Source organism: Cupriavidus pauculus, from assembly GCF_008801835.1.
Taxonomy (GTDB): Bacteria; Pseudomonadota; Gammaproteobacteria; order Burkholderiales; family Burkholderiaceae; genus Cupriavidus; species Cupriavidus pauculus.
Genome location: NZ_VZOW01000029.1, coordinates 1 through 20,295, shown reverse-complemented (window position 1 = coordinate 20,295; position 20,295 = coordinate 1). Strand labels below are relative to the sequence as shown.

Sequence of the window (20,295 nt, the reverse complement as noted above, 5' to 3'; positions counted from 1 at the left end):
AAAGCCTGATTCCTTGATAATTACAGGAACAAACTTTTCAATTTGGCGCCAACACATTTGAGCCGGCGCTATACAAGTAGGCCAGATAACAAAGTGAGGCAAGCTAATTATTTCCGCCGCACGGGGCATTTGAAGCTGTCAGAAACGGATGCCTCAATCCGCCGGAAACCAAGCATCATGGCCGTTTTCCAACGAAATTAAATATTTAACCGCGCAGTCACGCACGACCCACACGGTGATTTATTTATTAAAAATCTGACCGCGATATTGACGGCGCTTTTCAAATAGTTGAAGGCGCATCGTAAAAACATGCATGATCGCCAGATCGAATATCCGGGCCAATCCATATTAAATTCATACCCGTAATGACCGCGTCGATCAGCGAACAAATACTGCAAGGAGGAAACAGCGTGCGACCACCGATTTCCCTGAATGCCATTGCCGGCGTCACTGCCGGCTGCGTGCTGTCGGTGCTGGCCTCGCCTGCAGCGGCCGCACCATGCCCGACAGCGTGGAGCGCGTCGGCCACCTACCCCACGCCAGGGAACCTGGTGGGCTACAACGGGCGCGTCTATCAGAACAAGTGGTGGACGAAGAACAACGTGCCGGGCACCGAACAATGGGGTCCGTGGGAGGACAAGGGCGAGTGCGCCAGCGTCCCAACGCCGGCGCCTACGCCATCGCCTACGCCTACGCCTACGCCATCGCCATCGCCATCGCCATCGCCAGCACCGACGCCAGCACCGACGCCAGCGCCTTCGCCTTCGCCCACGCCAGCACCGGCGCCTACACCGGCCCCCGCACCCGCACCCGCACCCGCACCCGCACCATCGCCAGCACCAGCGCCAGCGCCTTCACCGGCCGCCGGCAAGCCGGGCTGCTATCCGTCCTGGAACCGGACCACGATCTACACGGAGAACAACGTCGCCTCGTACCAGGCGAAGAACTACCGCGCCAAGTGGTGGACGCAAGGCAGTTCGAACAACACGACGCCGCTCGATGGCGGCCCGTGGGAGGCTAGCGGCGACTGCGATCCGCAGAAGGCGCCCGAGCCGATGCCGACGCCCGCACCGACACCCACGCCTACCCCGCCGCCGCCGACTGTGCCGGCGCCCACGCGCGCCGAGGCGGAAGCGGTGGAAAAGACGCTGACCAATACGCCGCAGCTCGAAGCCATCAAGGAATCGATCCGCACCGCCAGCAACGCCGTGGTGGAAGCCACGAGCGCAGGCGCGTCGTCGAATCCGCCCAACGTCAAGCGCGTGGAAAAGATCGTCACCGAGGAGAAATGGAATTTCCTGTTCCCGCGTCGCGATCCGGCCTACACCTATCGCGCCTTCCTGCAGGCCATCGCCAAGTTCCCGGCGGTGTGCGCCGACTACACTGACGGCCGCAACGCCGATGCGATCTGCCGCAAGACACTGGCCACGATGTTCGCCCACTTCGCGCAGGAAACTGGCGAACACGACATCCATTCCGACATCCCGGAATTCCGGCAGGCGTTGCACTGGGTGCGCGAGATGGGCTGCAGCGAGACCGGTGCCGGATGCGGCTATAACGCCGAATGCAAACCCGACATCTGGCAGGGACAGCTTTACGCCTGCGGCAAGAACGCCGACGGATCGTTCAAGAAGTATTACGGGCGCGGCGCCAAGCAGCTTTCGTACAACTACAACTACGGCAGCTTCTCGCAGGTGATGTACGGCGACACCTCAGTGCTGCTCAACGATCCGGACCGCGTGGCCACCAGTTGGCTGAACCTGGCCTCGGCCGTGTTCTTCTTCATGTATCCGCAGCCGCCCAAGCCGTCGATGCAGAGCGTGCTCGATGGCAGCTGGCAACCGAATTCGGTCGACAAGCAAAGCAAGCTGGTGCCCGGGTTCGGCGTGACAACCATGATCATCAACGGCGGCGTGGAATGCGGCGGCTCATCGGAAATCGCGCAATCGCAGAATCGGATCAAGTACTACAAGGCGTTCGCCCAGGAGCTTGGCGTGACGGTGCCGCCGGACGAAGTACTGGGGTGCGCGGGCATGAAGCAGTTCTCCGATCGCGGCAGCGCGGCGGTGGACACCACCTGGGTGAAGGACTGGCACGAGGGCAAGGAATATCGCTGCATGCTGGTCAACTATCAGGAGAAGTTCAGCGCGCTGATCCCCGGCGATTACGTCAAGTGCGTGGAGACCGAATGGAACGTGAAACTGAAATAGCGCCGCAAGGCGGACTGGTTTGATGGGGTGGGTAGCATGGCGCCGGCCCGGGGCGGAATCACTGGACATGGCCTGCCCCGGGCCACCAGCGCCACCGGCTTGCCGCCGGCGAAAAAAAAATACCCGCAGCCGGGAGGGAGCGGGTAGATAAAGTGGTATGGACAAGTCGCGGAAATTGCCCACGGATCGATGCTGGCATCCGGGTGCTACGCCGCCAATAATCTTTCCGGACTACTCGCGATACCGTAGGGCGGGCAGGCATGGACAAGCGGGCGGGAATCCAGTCCAATCCTGACCTATGCCGCCCCCCGCACATTGCCCGCCTCCCATGTCCGCCCGCGCCAGATTGCTGCTGATCGACGACCACACCCTGTTCCGCACCGGACTCAAGCTGCTGCTGGCCGACAGCCCCAGCGTCGGATCGATCCTCGAGGCCGGGTCGGTGATGCAGGCCACGCAGGAGCACGGCCAGCAAACGGTCGATATCGTGCTGCTCGATATCCAGATGCCCGGGCTCAATGGCATCGAAGGCATCAAGGTATTGCGCCGCCACTTTCCCACCGCGCGCATTGTGATCGTGTCGGGCACTTCGGGCATCGACGGCATTGCGCCCGACGCGCGGCGCGAGATCGCCGGTTTTCTTTCCAAATCCGCCGATGCGCGCGAGATCGAGCAGGCGATAGCCAGTTGTCTGGCCGGCGGCACGCACTTTGCCGTGGAGCCGGCCGCCCCATTGCGCGCGGATGCCTATCAGCCCAGCCACCTCACGCCGCGCCAGCTCGAAGTGCTGGGCCAGCTCAACCTGGGACGCTCCAACAAGGTGATCGCTTATCACCTTGGCCTGTCCGAGAACACCGTGCGCGTGCATGTGGCGGCGATTCTCGACCACCTTGGCGTGGTCAGCCGCGTCGAGGCCATTCTCGAAGCGCAGCGCCGCGGGTTGGTGCAGGCGCAGCGCTGAGTGCGGCCGATCATGGCGCTGCCACCGCTCGCTGGCCGCTTCCTGCACGGGCTGGCTGCGCTGCTGCCGCGCTACGACGAACCGCGCCTGCTGTCCGCGCAGATGGAGCTGATCGACCAAAGTTTCGGCATGGCGATGCTCGGCTGTTCGCTCGCGGCGATCATCCTCGGCGCGGGGCTGGCGTTGACCGGCGGTCATCCTGGCGCGCTGCCGTGGGCCGCGGCGATGGCCGTGCTGTGCGCGCTGGCGCATATCGGCAGACTCGCGGTGTTCGATCGCCTGACCGAGGCGCGCTGCGGCGCCTATGCGCGCGCCATGACCGCCGTGCTGGTGCTGATCGGCAGCCTGTGGGGACTGGCAGGCTGGCTGTATCTGGACATCCGCTCGCCCGCGGAGGTGATCTGCGTGCTGTCGCTGATCGCCGGGATGAGCGCCGCCGCGCTGGCGGTGTTCTCGGCCTGCCTGCCTGTCGCGGTGGGCTTCTTCCTTCCGGCCATCCTGCCGGTGTGGGCCGTGTTCCTGCTCACGCGCGACGTCGCCTATTTGCCGATGTTCCTGGGCACCCCGCTTTATCTGTTCGTGCTGATCGTGTTTGCGCGCAACTATGCGCGCGTGGCGCGGCATTCGATCGCGTTGCGATTCGAAAACGTCGAGCTGATCTCGCAGTTGCGCGATCAAACCGCGCGCGCGGGCCGCGCCCAGCGCGAGGCCGAGGAAGCCAACCGTGCGAAATCGGTCTTCCTGGCGTCGGCCAGCCATGACCTGCGCCAGCCGCTGCACGCGCTGGGGCTGTTTCTGGTGTCGCTGGGCCGCACGCCGCTGGATGCGCACCAGCGCCAGTTGCTGGACCACATCGAAGCGTCGTCCGATGCGGCGCGTGAAATGCTTAACACGCTGCTCGATTTTTCCAAGCTCGAAGCCGGCGTGGTGACATCGCGCCCGCGGCCGTTCCGGCTGCAGCCGTTGCTGCACAAGCTGGAAAACGAATTCGCGCCGCAGGCCAACGCGCGTGGACTGGTCTATCGCACGCGCGACACCACGGCCACGCTGTATGCCGATCCGACGCTGGTCGAGCTGATTCTGCGCAACCTGATTGCCAACGCGATCCGCTACACCACCTCGGGCGGCGTGCTGGTGGCATGCCGGCGCTGGCGGATGCAGGCGCGCGTGGAAGTCTGGGATACCGGCATCGGCATCCCCGCCGCACAGCACCAGGCGATCTTTCGCGAATTCCACCAGCTCGGCAATCCCGAACGCGACCAGCGCAAGGGCCTGGGCCTGGGGCTGGCCATCGTCGATGGGCTGGCGCGCACGATGCAGACGCAGGTGACGCTGGGTTCCGTGCCCGAGCGCGGCTCGGTGTTCCGGCTGCGCCTGCCGCTGGCGTGGCAGCAGCCTGAAGAGATCGCGCAGGCTGGCACGCCGATCCGCATGGACGGCTGGCGCGTCCTGGTGATCGACGACGATGCGGCGATCCGCGAAGCGATGGCCGAGCTTTTGGCGGTGTGGAATTGCGTATGCCGCGTGGCCGAGTCCGAGGATGACGCGCTGGCAATGCTGGACCACGGCTTCACGCCAGACCTGATCCTGGCCGACTATCGGCTGCGCGGGCACCGCACCGGCCATGCGGCGATCGAGGCGATCCGCCGGCGCCTGGGGCAGCCGGTGCCCGCCATCGTCATCACCGGCGACACCGCCGCAGACCGCCTGCGTCACGCCCATGCCGCTGGCACCGCGCTGCTGCACAAGCCGGTCGTCCCGGCCGACCTGCGCGCCGCGATCAGCCATCTGATGCGCAACAGCGAATGGCACGCCGCCGAACAATAAGGCCAACCGCTATTCATGCAGAAATTGTATGAATGGATCATTCCTATTAATTGGACTTAGGTAGACACCGCCACCACACTGCAAGACAAAGCGAGCCAATCCTGCACGGCCAACACGCACGTCTTTCAGACCCAGGCGAGGAGCCTTCCCATGTCCGCATCCCCATCAGACTTGCCGAAGCACGATTTGCTGATCGACGGCCAGCGCGTGCCGCCCGGCACCGGCGCCTATACCACCGACATCAATCCGGCGACCGAAGCGCCGCTCGCGCTGGTGGCGCAGGGCAGCGAGGCCGACGTGGATACCGCGGTGCGCGCGGCGCGCGCCGCGCTCAAGGGCTGGGCCGGAATGCGCGCGGCCGATCGCGCGCGCATCCTGAACCGCTTTGCGGATCTGCTGGAGGATCACGCGGAAGAGCTGGTGACGCTGGAAAGCCAGGATGCCGGCAAGCCGCTGGCCGCCGTGCGCCGGCAGGACTTGCCAGCCGTGATCGACACGGTGCGCTACTACGCCGGCTGGTGCGACAAGATCCACGGCAGCGTGATTCCCGCCCGTCCCGATGCGCTGACCTATACGGTGCGCGAGCCGGTGGGCGTGGTCGGCGCCATCGTGCCGTGGAATTTCCCGTTGATGATCGGCATGTGGAAGATCGCGCCGGCGCTGGCCTGCGGCTGCACGCTGATCGTCAAGCCTGCCGAGATCACGCCGCTGTCGGCGCTGCGCGTGGCGGAACTGGCATTGCAGGCTGGCGTTCCGCCCGGCGTATTCAATGTGGTGACCGGCAAGGGCAGCGTGGTGGGCAACGCCATCGTCGCGCATCCGGGCATCGACAAGGTCACCTTCACCGGATCGCCCGGCGTGGGGCGCGGCATCATGCAAGGCGCCGCGGCTAATTTCAAACGGGTGACGCTGGAGCTGGGCGGCAAATCGGCCAACGTGATCTTTGCCGATGCAAATATCGACGCCGCCACGCGCGCGGCGGCGTCAGGCATCTTCTTCAATGCGGGGCAGGTGTGCTCGGCCGGATCGCGCATCCTCGCGCAACGGCAGGTGTACGACGAAGTCGTGGAGCGCCTGGCGGCGCGCGCCCGCGCGATTCGCGTGGGCGACCCGGCGGCCCCGGACACCACCATGGGTCCGCTCGTATCGGCCGCGCAAATGAAGACCGTGCTCGACTATGTCGATATCGGCAACAAGGAAGGCGCCAGCGCCGTGACGGGCGGCAAGCGCATCGGCGAGCGCGGCTTCTTCGTGGAGCCCACGGTGTTCGCCAACGTCGAACACGAAATGCGGATTTCGCAGGAAGAGATCTTCGGACCGGTGGCCAGCGTGATTCCGTTCGACGACGAGGCCGATGCGGTGCGCATTGCCAACGGCACCGCATTCAGCCTGGCGGCCGGTGTGTGGAGCGCGGACATCGCGCGCGTGCACAAGGTGGCCGGTGAATTGCGCGCCGGCACCGTGTGGATCAACACCTATGGCTATACCGATGTGCGCCTGCCGTGGGGCGGCGCGGGAGATTCGGGCCTGGGCCGCGAGCACGGCGACGCCGCGATCGAGAACTTCACAGAGCCGAAGGCGATCTGGCTGTCGCTGCGCTGACGCGGCGCGCGACAGCGCACGCAACCGCTCGCGTATCGCGCGCGAGCGGATTTTTTTTGCGCGCCGCGCGGGTGGCGCGCGCGGCTCAGCCGATCATGCGCATCGGTAGCAGCGCATAGATCAGCGCCAGCGCCCCGACCACGGCGGGCGACACGTATTTCAGCGCAAGGCTTTGCGACTGCACGCCCAGGTATGCGTACATGCACACCAATATCATTGCGCAACCGAAAACGAGGCCGTCATAGACTTGCATGGATGTCTCCCAGAGTGCGTTCTTCGACTACTTCTGTGATGACGGGCGGACTGGTTTGGGGCGCCCGAGGTACTGCCCACTGCAATCTATTGCGGCGATGGTCGCGCCATCAACGGGACGCGACAATCATGGTAATCCCTTCGTTTTCAGCGGCTGCTTCAATGTTGCGTTGCGATATCGCCGTCGCGGCGGCACCGCCGCGCGCGAACGGTCGTGTCAAGGAGAGTTTTGCCCGATGCGATCAGCGCTGCCCGAAATGCGCATCGCGAAACAGGTGTTCGAGCCCGCGCGGCTGCGAGCGCCAGTACTGCTTCGGCGCATCGACCTGTGCGCCGAGCTTGGCGGCGGCGTGCCAGGGCCAGCGCGGGTCGTACAGCATCGCACGCGCAATCGAGATCACGTCGGCCTCGTTGTTGCTGATGATGGCCTCGGCCTGCTCGGCTTCGGTGATCAGCCCGACCGCCAGCGTCGGCAGCCCCACTTCGGCCTTGACGCGCTGCGCGTAAGGCACCTGGTAACCGGGACCGATCTTGATGGCCTGCTGCGGCGAGACGCCACCCGTGCTGACATGCACGGCGGCGCAACCGCGCGCCTTCAATGCATGCGACAACGCGAGCGTGCCGTCGATGTCCCAGCCGTTCGGCACCCAGTCGGTGGCCGACACGCGCATCCACACCGGCCGCTCCGCGGGAAACGCCTCGCGCACCGCATCGAACACTTCGAGCGGAAAACGCATGCGGTTTTCCAGGCTGCCGCCGTATTCATCGGTGCGATGATTGGCAATCGGCGAAAGAAATTGATGAAGCAGATAGCCGTGCGCGCCATGCACTTCGATGCCTTCGATACCGAGACGCGCCGCACGCCTGGCCGCCGCGGCAAAATCATCGCGAATCTTCTTCATACCCGCCTTGTCCAGCGCGATGGGCGGTGCTTCGCCAGGTGCGTGGGGCACGTCGGACGGCGCCACGGTTTGCCAACCGGACGGCTGGTCGGGACGAATCTGCGCGCCGCCTTCCCACGGCGCCTGGCTCGATGCCTTGCGTCCCGCATGCCCGAGCTGCATCGCCACGGCGATCGGCGAATACCTGCGCACCGCATCGAGCACGCGCCCCAGCGCGGCTTCGTTGGCGTCGTTGTACAGCCCGAGGTCGGCGGCCGTGATGCGTCCTTCCGGCGATACGGCCGTCGCTTCGATGATCAGCAGGCCAGCGCCGGATAGCGTCATATGGCCCAGATGGATCATGTGCCAATCGGTAGCCGAGCCCTCTTGCGCCGAGTACTGGCACATCGGCGCGATGGCGATGCGATTGGCTAGCTCGAGGTTGCCGATCCGGTATGGATCGAAGAGATGAGGCATGGGGATATTCCTTCTGTCGCTTGTGGGGTTTCAATGACCCGCACCGCCCGCTGGGCGCCGCGGCGGCCGGCCGAATATGGGTCAGTCGATTGTAGTCGCGGCTGGCAAACCGCGCTGACCCTGCCCCTGGTGTGGAATATCCCGCCGATGGCGCGCGGCGATGCGCGCCAGGCGCTCAGAATTTCGGAATCCGCAGCGTCTTTGAAATCATCAGCGAGCCGCTCAGCACGAACAGCAGCGCCAGCGGATGCAATATCGCGGGGCCAATCTCGAGTACACCGCCGGGCAGTGCATCGCCAATGCGCCCATGCGACGCGCACCATGCCAGCACGCCGGTCAGCACGACACTGGTGGGAATCGGCGTGCCCTCGAAATACTTGACCTTGCCGGACGCGGAATCGCCAGCCAGGCTTTCTGCCGTGACGTTGAAGCGCGCCAGGCGGCTCACGCCGCAGCAGACGAAATAGATCAGCGCGGCCAGATCCCAGCCGCCGCGCATGCCGGCCGCGAAGGCCAGCGTGGCCGGTCCGACGCCGAACGAGATGATGTCAGACAGCGAATCGAGTTCGCGTCCCAGTGCGGAATGCTGGTGACGCCAGCGCGCGATACGCCCGTCCAGCACATCGAAGATGAATGCGGCGGGCGCCAGTGCCGCGGCAATGTAGAAAAGCTTGAGCGAAGGGTCCGCCACGAAGTACATCGCGTAGAACACCGAACCCATGCCGCACGCCGCATTGGCCAGCGTGAAGAAATCCGCCAGTTGCAGATCGCGCAGCATCGAGAAATGGCGGGGGCGCGGGTGGGGCGTGGACATGCCTCAGGCTCCTTGTGCCTGGGCGCCCGCAGCGGGGCGCCCGCGTTAATCAAAGCACCGTGTTGACGTGATGCACGGCCGGCGCGGCAGCAAAGCAGTCGCTGACCAGCTTGCGCCATTCCTGGAATTCATCCGATTCACGGAAGTGAACCATATGGTCTTCCACGGTTTCCCAGGCCACCACCAGCGTGTACTGCGACGGCTGTTCGATCGAGCGCTGCAGGTTCACCCCGTGACAGCCGCGCGAACGCAGGAACAGCGGCTTGGCCTGGGTCACGCCAGCCTCGAACTGCGCCTCCATGCCGGGCTTGATCGTGATCTGTGCAATTTCGTGAATCATGATGGGTCTCTATGGCGGTTGATATCGGTGCCTGTCTGACAAAGCGGCGCACCACCGTGCGCGCCGCGACGCGTTCTACCTTAGCAGATTTGACCAGCTCGGAAATGCGGGGACTAGTTCACCTTGTGCCGCGCCAGGCTTTGCACGAGGTACAGCACCACCAGCGCGTTGGCGATCGCCAATCCGATATGGATGGCGGTGGGATGCCGCACGGCTTCGTACAGTTCCACCGGAATATAGATGCCACCCGACCACACGCCGAGCCAGTTGCCCCACGCGCGGCCCCGCCATAGGCCGTACGCTTCGGAAAAGCGCATCAGCGCATAGACCGCGGCCGACCCGCCGATCGCCCACAGGCGGCCGTCGGAAGGATGCGCAAACAGCGCCAGGAAGACTTTTGGATAGTGGCTGGCCGGATTCAGGTGAAAGCGCCCGACGATGGCTTCGGCAAACGCCTGCGCATCGCTGTGCAGCAGTGCCATCAAACCGAGCCCGGCAAGAATCACGAGCACGCCCTTGGCGGCTTCGAACAGGGCAATACTCTTGAGGCCCAGTGGCGAACTGGCATGAGCCATGGCGGAATCGAAGAACTCGAGGTAGTCGACGAAGCCGCCATTGTGCTACATCAGCGTGCCTGGCGCTCCACCATCGGGCCGCTTGCGTCGATACCGCCCGCCGCTTCGAGCGGGCCGTTGACAGTCAATGGCCCCTCGACATGCAGATCGCCGTGCACCACCATCGATCCTTGCACGGTCAGCGGGCCGTGAAACACCTTGAGCAGCGAGCGTTCGGGCGGCGGCGGATAACCGCGCCCCGGCGTACCAAACCATGCCGCGGTAATCGGGCCATTGGCATAGACGTGGCCACCGACGCTCAGCGCGCCATTCACGGTCAACGGTCCGTTCACGCGTGTGGAGCCGCCCACGGCGATCGAGCCGACGGTACTTGGCTGCGCCACCGAAGTTGGGGGCAACGCGGCGCCGAGGACGGCGAGCAAGGTTGCCGCGACGCCCATCGCGGAATTCGTGCGCATGTCAGCCCCCCAAAATGAAACTGGCGCGATGCATCCAGTGTAGGTCTCTGGAAGCAACGCGCCAGTGAAGTTTGGCGGCTCGCCGTGCAGGCGCGTGTTCAACGCGCCTGCGTGAGGGGGACGTCAGTTCTTTGCCACGTTCTCCGGCAACGGACCCCAGCCGCCGCCCAGACTGCGCACCAGCGAGACAGTAGCCGCCGCACGCAGCCCCGCTACGGCATTGGCGTCGCGCTGCGATTGCAGCACCGTGCGGTCGGCGTCGATCACGGTCAGGTAATCGACCGCGCCGGCGTCGTAGCGACTGCGCGAGATGCGCTGGGCGCGTCGGGCGCCGGCCAGCGCACTGTCGAGCGCCGCGCCCTGCTGGCTGAGCCAGCGCACATCGGCCAGGCTGTCCTCGACTTCGCGGAACGCCACCAGCACGGTCTGCTGGTAGCGCGCCACGGTTTCCTCGTGCGCGGCGCGCGCGCCTGCCAGGTTCGAGCTGTTGCGCCCACCGTCGAACACGGTCTGCGCAATCGTGGTGCCAACCAGCGGCCCCAGCATCCACGTGCGCGAAGACCACTTGAACAGGTTCGACAGGTCCGCCGATTCAAAGCCGAACAGCGCCGTCAGCGAAATGCGCGGGAAGAACGCCGCCTTGGCCACGCCAATGCGCGCATTGGCAGCGGCCATCTGGCGCTCGGCCGCGGCGATATCGGGGCGACGCTCCAGCAGTTCGGACGGCAGCCCGGCCGGCACCGCCACCGGCGCGGTGTCGAACGGCCTGGCCGCCAGCGTGAACTGCGACGGCGCCACGCCGGTGAGTACCGCCAGCGCATGTTCCTGATTGGCGCGACGCCGCTCGATGCCCGCCAGATCGGCGCGCGCGGTGCCGAGCTCCGCTTCGGCACGGGCCGGATCGAGATCGGTGGTCTCGCCCGCGTCGTAGCGCTTGCGCTGCAGCGACAGCGCGTCCTCGCGCAGCTTGATCGTGGCGTTGAGCAGTTCGCGGTCGCTATCGAGCGTGCGCAGCGCGAAATACGCCTGTGCGGTGTCCGCCTGCAGCGCAAGCTGCACCGAGCGATACAGGTCCTCGGCGCCCTTCTCTTCGGCGCGCGCCGCGTTGACGTTGCTGGCCACGCGCCCGAACAGGTCGAGCTCGTAGCTGGCAAACGCGCGCGCCTTCAGCACGGTCTGCGCCGGCACGCGCGAGCCGTCGGGCAGGCCCTGCGATGCGGCCGAAGGCTGGGTGCGCGTCGGGTCCAGGCCCACGCTCAGTTGCGGATAGAGGTCGGCCTCGGTGGCGCCGGTGAACGCGCGCGCCTGCTTCAGCCGCGCCGCGGCGGCGGCGAGGTCCTGGTTATGCGCGTTGGCCGCTTCGATCAGGCGGTCCAGATCGGCATCGCCGAACACCTTCCACCAGTCGCCGCGATGCTGGCCCTCGGCCGGCGTGGCGGTCTTCCATTGCGCGCCCTCGGCAGCGGCGGCGTCGGCTTCCTTGAAGGTCGATGCGGTGGGCGTGTCGGGCACCTTGTAGGTCGGCGCCAGCGAGCAGCCCGCCAGCACCAGCGCGGCAGCCAACGTTGCAAGCCTGGGCAGATATTGCTTCATCACGTTGTTATTCATGTCTTTCACCATCATTCTGCGGACGGCACGGCGTGCGTGGTCGATGCGTCGCCGGACAACGCCTCGCGGCGCTGCTTGCGCGTGGCCAGCAGGCGCAGCGCGACGTAGAACACCGGCGTCAGGAACAGGCCGAAGAACGTCACGCCCAGCATCCCGGCAAACACCGCCACGCCCATCGCATGACGCATCTCGGCGCCGGCGCCCGTGGACACCACCAGCGGCACCACACCCATGATGAACGCGAACGACGTCATCAGGATCGGGCGCAAACGCAGGCGGCTGGCTTCGATCGCGGCCTGCACCACGGTGCGCCCGTGATGTTCCAGCTCGCGCGCAAATTCCACGATCAGGATCGCGTTCTTCGCGGACAACCCCACCAGCACGATGAAGCCGATCTGCGTGAAGATGTTGTTGTCGCCGCGCGTCAGCCACACGCCGGTCATCGCGGCCAGCAGGCTCATCGGCACGATCAGGATCACGGCCAGCGGCAGCGTCAGGCTCTCGTACTGGGCGGCCAGCACCAGGAACACCAGCAGCACGCACAGCGGGAAGATCCACACACCCGCATTACCGGCCAGGATGTCCTGATAGGTCAGCTCGGTCCATTCGAAGCCGATGCCCTTGGGCAGCGTTTCGGCAGCGATCCGTTCGGCAGCGGCCTGCGCCTGTCCCGACGAGAAGCCGGGCGCCGGGCCGCCGTTCATGTCCGCGGCGGTAAAGCCGTTGTAGCGGATCACGCTGTCCGGACCGAAGCTTTGCTTGACCCGCACCAGCGACGACAGCGGCACCATTTCGCCACTGGCGCTGCGCGCCTTCAGCTGCAGGATGTCTTCCGCGTGCTGACGGAACTGCGCATCGGCCTGCACCTTCACCTGATACGTACGGCCGAACTTGTTGAAGTCGTTCACATAGGCCGAGCCGAGGTACGTCTGCAGCGTCTCGAACACGTCGGTCACCGGCACGCCAAGCTGCTTGGCCTTGGTGCGATCGAGCTGCACGTCAAGCTGCGGCACGTTGACCTGGTAGTTGCTGAAGATGCCAGCCAGTTCGGGCGTGGCGCGCGCCTTGGTCATGAATGCGTTGGTCGCATCGAACAGCGCGTCGTAGCCCAGTGCGGCACGGTCCTCGATCATCATCTTGAACCCGCCGATGGTGCCCAGGCCCTGTACCGGCGGCGGCGGGAACACGGCGATGAACGCGTCCTGGATCGACGCATACTGCTTGTTCAGGTCCGCGGCGATCGCATTGCCCGACAGCTCCTTGCTCTTGCGCTCGTCGAACGGCTTGAGCGTGGCGAACACGATGCCGGCGCTCGGGCTGTTGGTGAAACCGTTGATCGACAGGCCCGGGAACGCCACGACCGATTCCACGCCCGGATGCTTGAGGGCGATCTCGGACATGCGGCGGATCACGTCCTCGGTGCGGTCCAGCGTGGCACCGTCAGGCAGTTTGGCAAAGCTCACCAGGTACTGCTTGTCCTGCGCCGGCACAAAGCCCTTGGGCACCATCTGGAACACGCCCCAGGTGGCCACCAGCATCACAGCGTAGACGCCGAACACCGAGCCCTTGCGACGGATCACCCCCGTCACGCCACGGCCATAGCTTTCGGAGCTGCGGCCGAAGAAACGGTTGAAACGCGCGAAGAACTTGCTGAACACGCGATCCATGCCGCGCGTGAGCCAGTCCTTCGGTGCATCGTGGCCCTTGAGCAGCAGCGCGGACAGTGCCGGCGACAGCGTCAGCGAGTTGAACGCCGAGATGATCGTCGAGATCGAGATGGTCAGCGCAAACTGCTTGTAGAACTGGCCGGTCAGGCCGGTCATGAACGCCAGCGGCACGAACACGGCGATCAGCGTCAGCGCGATAGCGATGATCGGACCGCTCACTTCGCGCATCGCCTTGTAGGTGGCTTCCTTCGGCGAGAGCCCTTCCTCGATGTTGCGCTCGACGTTTTCCACCACCACGATCGCGTCGTCCACCACGATACCGATTGCTAGCACCAGCCCGAACAGGCTCAGCGCATTGATCGAGAAGCCGAACGCATGCATCAGGCCGAACGTGCCGACGATCGACACCGGCACGGCCAGCAGCGGGATAATCGACGCGCGCCAGGTCTGCAGGAACAGGATTACCACCAGCACCACCAGCGCGATGGCCTCGAACAGCGTATGCGTCACCGCCTCGATGCTGTGGCGCACGAACTGCGTCGGGTCATAGACGATGCTGTAGTCCACGCCTTCGGGCATGTTCTGCTTGAGCTCGGCCATGGTCTTGCGCACGTCGTCCGAGATCTGGATCGCGTTGGAACCCGGCGCCTGGAAAATCGGCAGCGCCACGGCGGACTTGTTGTCCAGCAGCGAGCGCAGTGCGTATTCCGATGCGCCCAGCTCGATGCGCGCGATGTCCTTCAGGTACGTCACCACGCCATCGGGCGAAGTCTTGACGATGATGTCGCCAAACTCCTCGACGCTCTGCAGGCGGCCCTGCGCATTGACCGACAATTGCAGGTCGGTGCCCGGCAGCGACGGCGACTGGCCGATCACGCCGGCCGCCACCTGAACGTTCTGCTCGCGGATTGCCCGCACCACGTCGGAGGCCGCCAGCTGGCGTTCGGCGATCTTGTCCGGATTGAGCCACACGCGCATCGAGTAATCGCCCGAGCCGAACATCTGCACCTGGCCCACGCCCTGGATACGCGCGAGGCGATCCTTCACGTTGATCAGCGCATAGTTGCGCAGATACGTCATGTCATAGCGATTGTTCGGTGAGACCAGGTGGACCACCATGGTCAGGTCCGGCGAGCTCTTGACTGTGGTGATGCCCAGGCGGCGCACGTCTTCGGGCAGGCGCGGCTCGGCCTGCGAGACGCGGTTCTGCACCAGCTGCTGCGCCTTGTCAGGGTCCGTGCCCAGCTTGAAGGTCACCGTCAGCGTCAGCGTGCCGTCGCTGTTGGCCTGCGAGTTCATGTACAGCATGTCCTCGACGCCGTTGATCTGCTCCTCCAGCGGCGTGGCCACGGTCTCGGCGATCACCTTCGGGTTGGCGCCCGGAAACTGCGCGCGCACCACCACCGACGGCGGCACCACTTCCGGGTACTCCGAGATCGGTAACTTGAACATCGAGATGGCGCCGATCAGGAAGATCAGCACCGACAGCACGCCCGCGAAAATGGGGCGATCGATAAAGAATTTCGAGAGATTCATCTTGGTCTCGGCGAAAGCGCTCCCCCTGGCGGTCCGCCGAAGCGGACGCCATAGGCAAATGCAGGGGGAAGGATGGCTGTTCTGTCTGTGAGGGCGCGGCGCTTAGCTGACCTTGGCCTTGTCGGCTTTCACGTCGTCCGCGGCCTGCTTGCGGTCCGGCGTGTTGCCGCGTGGCTCAAGTTCGCTGCGATATGCCATCGACACGGGCTTCGGTGCAACGGTATCGCCGGGGCGTACGCGCATCAGGCCATTCACGACGATGTTCTCGCCCGGCTGCAGACCCTTGCGGATCACGCGCAGGCCATCGTACGTCGGCCCGAGTTCGACTTCGCGATAGCCGAGCTTGTTGGCCTTGTCCACCACCAGCACGTACTTCTTGCCCTGGTCGGTGCCGATGGCGCGATCGTTGATCAGCACCGCCGGGTGCGGCGATCCGCCGCCGAGCTTGACCTTGGCGTACAACCCTGGCAGCAGGCGCCCGTCCTCGTTGTCGAACACCGCGCGCACGCGGATCGTGCCGCTGCGCGTATCGAGCCGGTTGTCGATCGAATGGATCTTGCCCTTGTGCGGATTGCCGTCCTCGTTGGCCAGTCCCAGGAACACCGGCAAGTCGTTCTTGCCGCCGCCCGCGCCCGGCGCCGTGTAGCGCAGATAGCTTTGTTCGTCGACGTCGAAGCTGGCGTACACCGGCGAGACCGATACCACGGTGGTCAGCGGCGGCGACGCCGCGCCCGCTGCCACCAGGTTGCCCACGGTGATTTCGGCGCGCGACACCTTGCCCGAGACCGGCGCGACGATGCGCGTGTAGCCCAGGTTCAGCTTGGCCACTTCCAGCGCGGCCTGCGCGCCGCGCACGTCGGCCACGGTCTCGCTGGCGGTGTTGATCCGCTCGTCGAATTCGCGACGCGAAATCGCGTTGTCGTCGAGCAGCCGCTGCGCCCGCGCCTTTTCGGACTGGGCGTGCGATGCGCGCACCTGCGCGGCCGCCAGCGCCGCCTCGGCGCGCGCCACTTCGGCCGCGTACGGACGCGGATCGATGGTGAACAGCGGATCGCCCTTCTTCACGATCGATCCTTCGCGGAAATGCACGGTTTCGATCGTGCCGGAAACGCGCGGCCGGATTTCCACGCGATCCACCGCTTCGATGCGGCCCGAGAATTCATCCCATTCGGTGATGGTCTGGCCCACTGCCGATGCCACTTCCACGGCCGCGGCCGGCGGCGGCGTGGTGGCCTGCGCTTCCCCGCCGTGCCAGGGGCGCAATACCGAGGTTGCCACGCCCGCCCCAAGGATTGCCACGATGGCAAAGGCGATCAGCGTGCGTCGAGACTTGTCGTTCATCTTTCTTCACTCCGTGTTTTCGTCGGGTTTCTTCAACTGGAAAAGCAAAATTCCGGGCCGAACGCTTCCCGCCGGCGCAAAAGGCCGGAAAACGGGGAAATGCAAGGGTTCGTCCCGTCCGGGATGGACGGGGCTATGCCACTACAGCGGCCAGCCTCAAAGGGCGCTGGCTGGAGAATCCGTTACCGTCAATGCATGCCCGGTAGCGGCCGGCGTTCGGACCGGATTACGAGGCGTCGTCGGTGTTCGCGAAACTTTCGCGCAGGAACCGCGCGCCCTCTTTGACCCATGCCTGACACATCTCATGGGACTGTTCCACCCCGTCGCCGCAGGCGCCGGGCATGATCAGGGTCTTCGACGGGATGCCCGCCTTGACCAGTTTTGCAGCAAAGGCTTCGCCCTCGGCGCGCAGCGCGTCGCGTTCGGCCACCTGCACCAGCGTGGGCGGCAGGCCCGCCAGCCGCGAGGCCAAAGCCGGCGCCGCATACGGATGCACGCTCGCTGCCGGCGTCGGCAGATAGTCGCGATAGTTGCACGCCAGGCGTTGCAACATTTCCATCGGCACCTGGCCCGTAGTGGACGCATGCTGCAGGCACGGATCGGTCACCGGCCGAATCAGCCACTGCCCCGCGGGCTGCGGCAAACCGCGGTCGCGCAACATCTGCGCGGTGGCGATCGCCAGATTGCCGCCGGCTTCTTCGCCGACCAGCGCAAAGCGCAGTTTCTCGATCTTCAGCTTCTTGGCCTGCTTCAACGCCCACACCACGGTATTGACCGCATCTTCGGGCGCCGCCGGGAACGGGTTTTCCGGGGCCAGCGAGTAGCCCGGGGTCACCACCACGGCCGGGACCGACTCCGCCAGATCCCGCGCCAGTTCCTTGGCCGCTTCCACGCCGCCATCGAAAAAACCGCCCGCATGCAGATAGACCAGCCACGGCAACAATGGCGTACCAGCGGCAACCGGCCAATAACCTGCGGGGTAACACACGCACACCTTGATTTCGCGCTCGCCGCTTTGCACCACGTGCTGCACCACGTACGCTTCGCCCTGTTCTGCGGCCGACGGTGCGGCGGAACTACGGGGATTCGTGGTCTTTGTCATGGTCTCGGGGCGACCGTCAAGGCCGTCTATGATGTATTGCGATGCAGCGAATTATGGTGATTGACAACGGTGGGATAAAGCGAGCTATTGCCAACGCACTGTTTCTGGGTTGGAATAATCGGCGAAGTGAAACCACACCGCTTGAAATGGATAGCGGAAATGTGATTCACTCCGGTCCTTCGGCATCTGCGCACTTGGGGAAACAGCGCAAACGCCGGCGCCCCCACACTCCACCCGTCCCCGCTCCGGCCGCCACTGGCGGACCGCCGGCAGCAAAGCCAGGCCGCGCACTTGACATGCAGCGGACCCAGTCCCGCCAGACAATCCTTCGGAACGTAGCCCCGGTCTTACTCCTTTCGAAAGCAACATCATGGATCGTCTTGTCTCAATGCAGGCATTCACTCGGGTGGTGGATGTCGGCAGTTTTGCGCGCGCCGCGGAGTCCCTGGACCTGCCCAAGGCCACGCTCACCCGTTTGATCCAGAATCTGGAAACGCACCTGGGCGTCAAGCTGCTGCACCGGACCACGCGGCGCATCAGCGTGACCACGGACGGCGCCGCCTATTACGAGCGCTGCGTGCGCATTCTTGCGGACGTGGAGGAGGCGGAGCAATCGCTCACGCGCCACAACAACTCGCCGCGCGGCACGCTGGCGGTCGACACCACGAGCGGGCTGGCGCAGCTTGTGTTGTTGCCGCAGCTGCATGACTTCGTCAACGCCTATCCCGAACTGAAACTCGAGCTGACCATCAACGGCAAGCCGATCGATCTGCTCAAGGAAGGTGTCGATGTGGTGCTGCGCGTGGGCGCGCTCGATGAATCGATGGTGGCGCGGCGCATCGGCCAGGTGCGCCTGGCGTTCTATGCATCGCCGATCTACCTGCGGCGCTTCGGCACGCCCAACGACCTGACGGAGCTGGCCCAGCACAAGGCCATCAACTTCCTGTCCAACCGTACCGGACGCGAAACGCCGTGGCCGCTGATCCGCGGCGGCGAGCGCACGGAAGTGCTGCTGCCATCGGTGATTTCCACCAACGACGCCGATGTCTATCTAGGTTGCGCACTGGAAGGCCATGGCATCGCCCGCATCTCGCGCGCAATGGCCGAGCCCTACATCCATAGCGGCCGGCTGGTGGAAGTCATGACCGACTGGCAAACCGAAGAACTGCCGATCTCGGCGATGTATCCGCAGAATCGGCATTTGTCGGCCAAGGTGCGCGTGTTCGTGAACTGGGCCGCGGAGATCTTTTCGCGGCATCCGCATTTCGGCACCGCGCCGCAGCAACTGGCGGCCTGACTGTCAGCACGCGCAAGGACCGCGGAACCAGAGCCGAAAGCGCTGCGAAAAAAATTGCGGAAAACGCCGGACCGGAGGCCGCCTGCCGTTGCAGCAGACGGCCTCCGCGCCCGCTCACTGCTTGCCGATGTCCTGCAGCAGGCGCGTCATCAAGTACAGGCGCGGCACGATCGAATCGAGTTCGACATATTCGTCGCGCGCGTGATAGCCGAAGCCGGACAGGCCAAAGCTTTCCAGCACCACCGCCTTGCCCGATTGCCCCGCATAGCCCGCATCGGTGCCGCCGCCGGTGCCCGGAATCAGGATCAGCGAACGATTGTCGAGTTCCGCGTAGATCTGCTGCGCACGCGCCGCCAGTTGCTTGGAGCGCGCGTCGGCCACATAGGCCGGACGCCCTTCTTCCATCGCCACCGAGGTCTGCGTATCGGGAATCAGATGGCCGGAGGCGACCTTTTCCTGCAGCGCGGCCTGCAGCTTCTGCGCGGCACCTGGCGCGGTCACGCGGACATCGCCGACGGCGCTCGCGCTTTCCGGGATCTGATTCAACGGACCGGTGGTCTTAGCCTGCGTCCAGTTCATCTGCGCGCCCGGCACGGTGCTGGCCACGTCTCGCGTCTGCTGCATCTGGTAGGCCAGTTCCAGCAGCGCATTGCGGCCGAGTTCCGGCGCGGCGCCCGCGTGCGACGCACGGCCCTTCACCTGCATGGTCGCCGTGGCCGTGCCGGCCGCGGCCAGCAGCAGCGATTCCGACTTCGCCAGCGACTTGGCCACGTTGGGCTCGCATGACAGCACCACATCGTGCTGCGCGGCCAGCGCGGCGATGGTATCGCCCGACCCACCCGAGCCGATTTCCTCATCGGGGTTCAACAGCACCGTGATCTGCGCATAGTCCTTCCAGCCCTGCGCCTTGAGGATCTCCAGCGAGTGGAGGATCACCGCGAGCCCGCCTTTGTCGTCCGCGATGCCCGGGCCGTACAGCCGGTTGCCGTCCTCGCGCAGCGGCTGCGTAGCGAGGATGCCTGCCGGATAGACCGTGTCCATATGGCCGATCAGCATGATCTTGCGCTTGCCGGTGCCGGTCAGCGTCGCCTTGACCATCGGCGCCGCGCTGGTCTTCATCGGCAGGCGCTCCACTTTCGCGCCCAGCGCCTGCAGGCGGCGCGACGTGTAGTCGGCCATGCGCGTCAGCCCTTCGATGTTGGCGCTGCCCGATTCGATCGACACCATGTCCTTGAGCGATTGCACGACCGCCGGCTGGGCGGCGCGCGCGGCGTCCAGCAGCGCGGCATCGGGCGCGCCGGGGGCGGCGGCCAGGGCGGCATGGCCCGCCAGCGTGAGCGCGGCGGC

General features: G+C 65.4%; 17 protein-coding genes. 6 read left to right on the top strand and 11 right to left on the bottom strand.

Annotation, left to right across the window (positions count from 1 at the left end; translation table 11 throughout):
• Positions 1-280: 280 nt before the first annotated feature.
• Positions 281-529 carry a hypothetical protein gene (locus F7R19_RS29880; RefSeq protein ID WP_170292638.1) on the bottom strand — a complete coding sequence of 83 codons (249 nt, stop codon included), beginning with the start codon at positions 527-529 and terminating at the stop codon, positions 281-283.
• 117 nt (positions 530-646) lie between these two features.
• Here F7R19_RS29880 and F7R19_RS29875 point away from each other — a divergent pair, with 117 nt between their 5' ends.
• The 5 genes from F7R19_RS29875 (at position 647) to F7R19_RS22825 (ending at position 6,600) form a co-directional block, all read left to right on the top strand.
• Complete coding sequence (locus F7R19_RS29875; protein WP_170292637.1) at positions 647-1,021, top strand: hypothetical protein; 375 nt, start codon at positions 647-649, stop codon at positions 1,019-1,021.
• A gap of 34 nt (positions 1,022-1,055) precedes the next feature.
• On the top strand, positions 1,056-2,210 hold the full coding sequence (locus F7R19_RS29870) for a chitinase (RefSeq protein ID WP_170292642.1): 1,155 nt from the start codon (positions 1,056-1,058) through the stop codon (positions 2,208-2,210).
• Between the two features lie 328 nt (positions 2,211-2,538).
• Entirely contained in the window at positions 2,539-3,171 is a 633-nt protein-coding gene (locus tag F7R19_RS22835; protein ID WP_150982109.1) for a response regulator, read from the top strand.
• A gap of 12 nt (positions 3,172-3,183) precedes the next feature.
• Complete coding sequence (locus tag F7R19_RS22830; protein ID WP_150982108.1) at positions 3,184-4,998, top strand: ATP-binding response regulator; 1,815 nt, start codon at positions 3,184-3,186, stop codon at positions 4,996-4,998.
• Between the two features lie 150 nt (positions 4,999-5,148).
• Positions 5,149-6,600 (top strand): aldehyde dehydrogenase family protein, encoded by a 1,452-nt coding sequence (locus F7R19_RS22825; protein WP_061957035.1) that lies wholly within the window; start codon positions 5,149-5,151, stop codon positions 6,598-6,600.
• 494 nt (positions 6,601-7,094) lie between these two features.
• Here F7R19_RS22825 and F7R19_RS22820 read toward each other — a convergent pair whose 3' ends face one another.
• The 9 genes from F7R19_RS22820 to F7R19_RS22780 all read right to left on the bottom strand — a co-directional run bounded on the left by F7R19_RS22820 (position 7,095) and on the right by F7R19_RS22780 (position 17,651).
• Complete coding sequence (locus tag F7R19_RS22820) at positions 7,095-8,210, bottom strand: NADH:flavin oxidoreductase/NADH oxidase (RefSeq protein ID WP_150982107.1); 1,116 nt, start codon at positions 8,208-8,210, stop codon at positions 7,095-7,097.
• A 175-nt stretch (positions 8,211-8,385) separates the two neighbouring features.
• Entirely contained in the window at positions 8,386-9,024 is a 639-nt protein-coding gene (locus F7R19_RS22815) for a CDP-alcohol phosphatidyltransferase family protein (protein WP_061957037.1), read from the bottom strand.
• Positions 9,025-9,073: 49 nt separating this feature from the next.
• The gene (locus F7R19_RS22810; RefSeq protein WP_061957038.1) at positions 9,074-9,364 is read right to left on the bottom strand and encodes an antibiotic biosynthesis monooxygenase family protein; all 291 of its coding nucleotides are present in this window, start codon (positions 9,362-9,364) and stop codon (positions 9,074-9,076) included.
• Between the two features lie 113 nt (positions 9,365-9,477).
• On the bottom strand, positions 9,478-9,939 hold the full coding sequence (locus tag F7R19_RS22805; RefSeq protein ID WP_150982106.1) for a DUF2127 domain-containing protein: 462 nt from the start codon (positions 9,937-9,939) through the stop codon (positions 9,478-9,480).
• Positions 9,940-9,989: 50 nt separating this feature from the next.
• Positions 9,990-10,397 carry a hypothetical protein gene (locus F7R19_RS22800; RefSeq protein WP_223506184.1) on the bottom strand — a complete coding sequence of 136 codons (408 nt, stop codon included), beginning with the start codon at positions 10,395-10,397 and terminating at the stop codon, positions 9,990-9,992.
• Between the two features lie 123 nt (positions 10,398-10,520).
• Positions 10,521-12,005, bottom strand: coding sequence for an efflux transporter outer membrane subunit (locus F7R19_RS22795; protein WP_150982105.1), 1,485 nt, complete (start codon positions 12,003-12,005; stop codon positions 10,521-10,523).
• An 11-nt stretch (positions 12,006-12,016) separates the two neighbouring features.
• Positions 12,017-15,208, bottom strand: a complete 3,192-nt coding sequence (locus F7R19_RS22790; protein WP_150982104.1) for an efflux RND transporter permease subunit — start codon at positions 15,206-15,208, stop codon at positions 12,017-12,019.
• A gap of 102 nt (positions 15,209-15,310) precedes the next feature.
• Positions 15,311-16,549 (bottom strand): efflux RND transporter periplasmic adaptor subunit, encoded by a 1,239-nt coding sequence (locus F7R19_RS22785; RefSeq protein ID WP_061957042.1) that lies wholly within the window; start codon positions 16,547-16,549, stop codon positions 15,311-15,313.
• A 226-nt stretch (positions 16,550-16,775) separates the two neighbouring features.
• The gene (locus tag F7R19_RS22780) at positions 16,776-17,651 is read right to left on the bottom strand and encodes an alpha/beta hydrolase (protein ID WP_150982103.1); all 876 of its coding nucleotides are present in this window, start codon (positions 17,649-17,651) and stop codon (positions 16,776-16,778) included.
• 370 nt (positions 17,652-18,021) lie between these two features.
• On the opposite strand from F7R19_RS22780, the gene F7R19_RS22775 reads away from it, so the two are divergent.
• Positions 18,022-18,948 carry a LysR family transcriptional regulator gene (locus F7R19_RS22775; RefSeq protein WP_061957044.1) on the top strand — a complete coding sequence of 309 codons (927 nt, stop codon included), beginning with the start codon at positions 18,022-18,024 and terminating at the stop codon, positions 18,946-18,948.
• 114 nt (positions 18,949-19,062) lie between these two features.
• Here the strand turns inward: F7R19_RS22775 and F7R19_RS22770 are convergent.
• The coding region (locus F7R19_RS22770; RefSeq protein WP_150982102.1) for a M20/M25/M40 family metallo-hydrolase at positions 19,063-20,295 on the bottom strand (1,233 nt) is incomplete at its 5' end.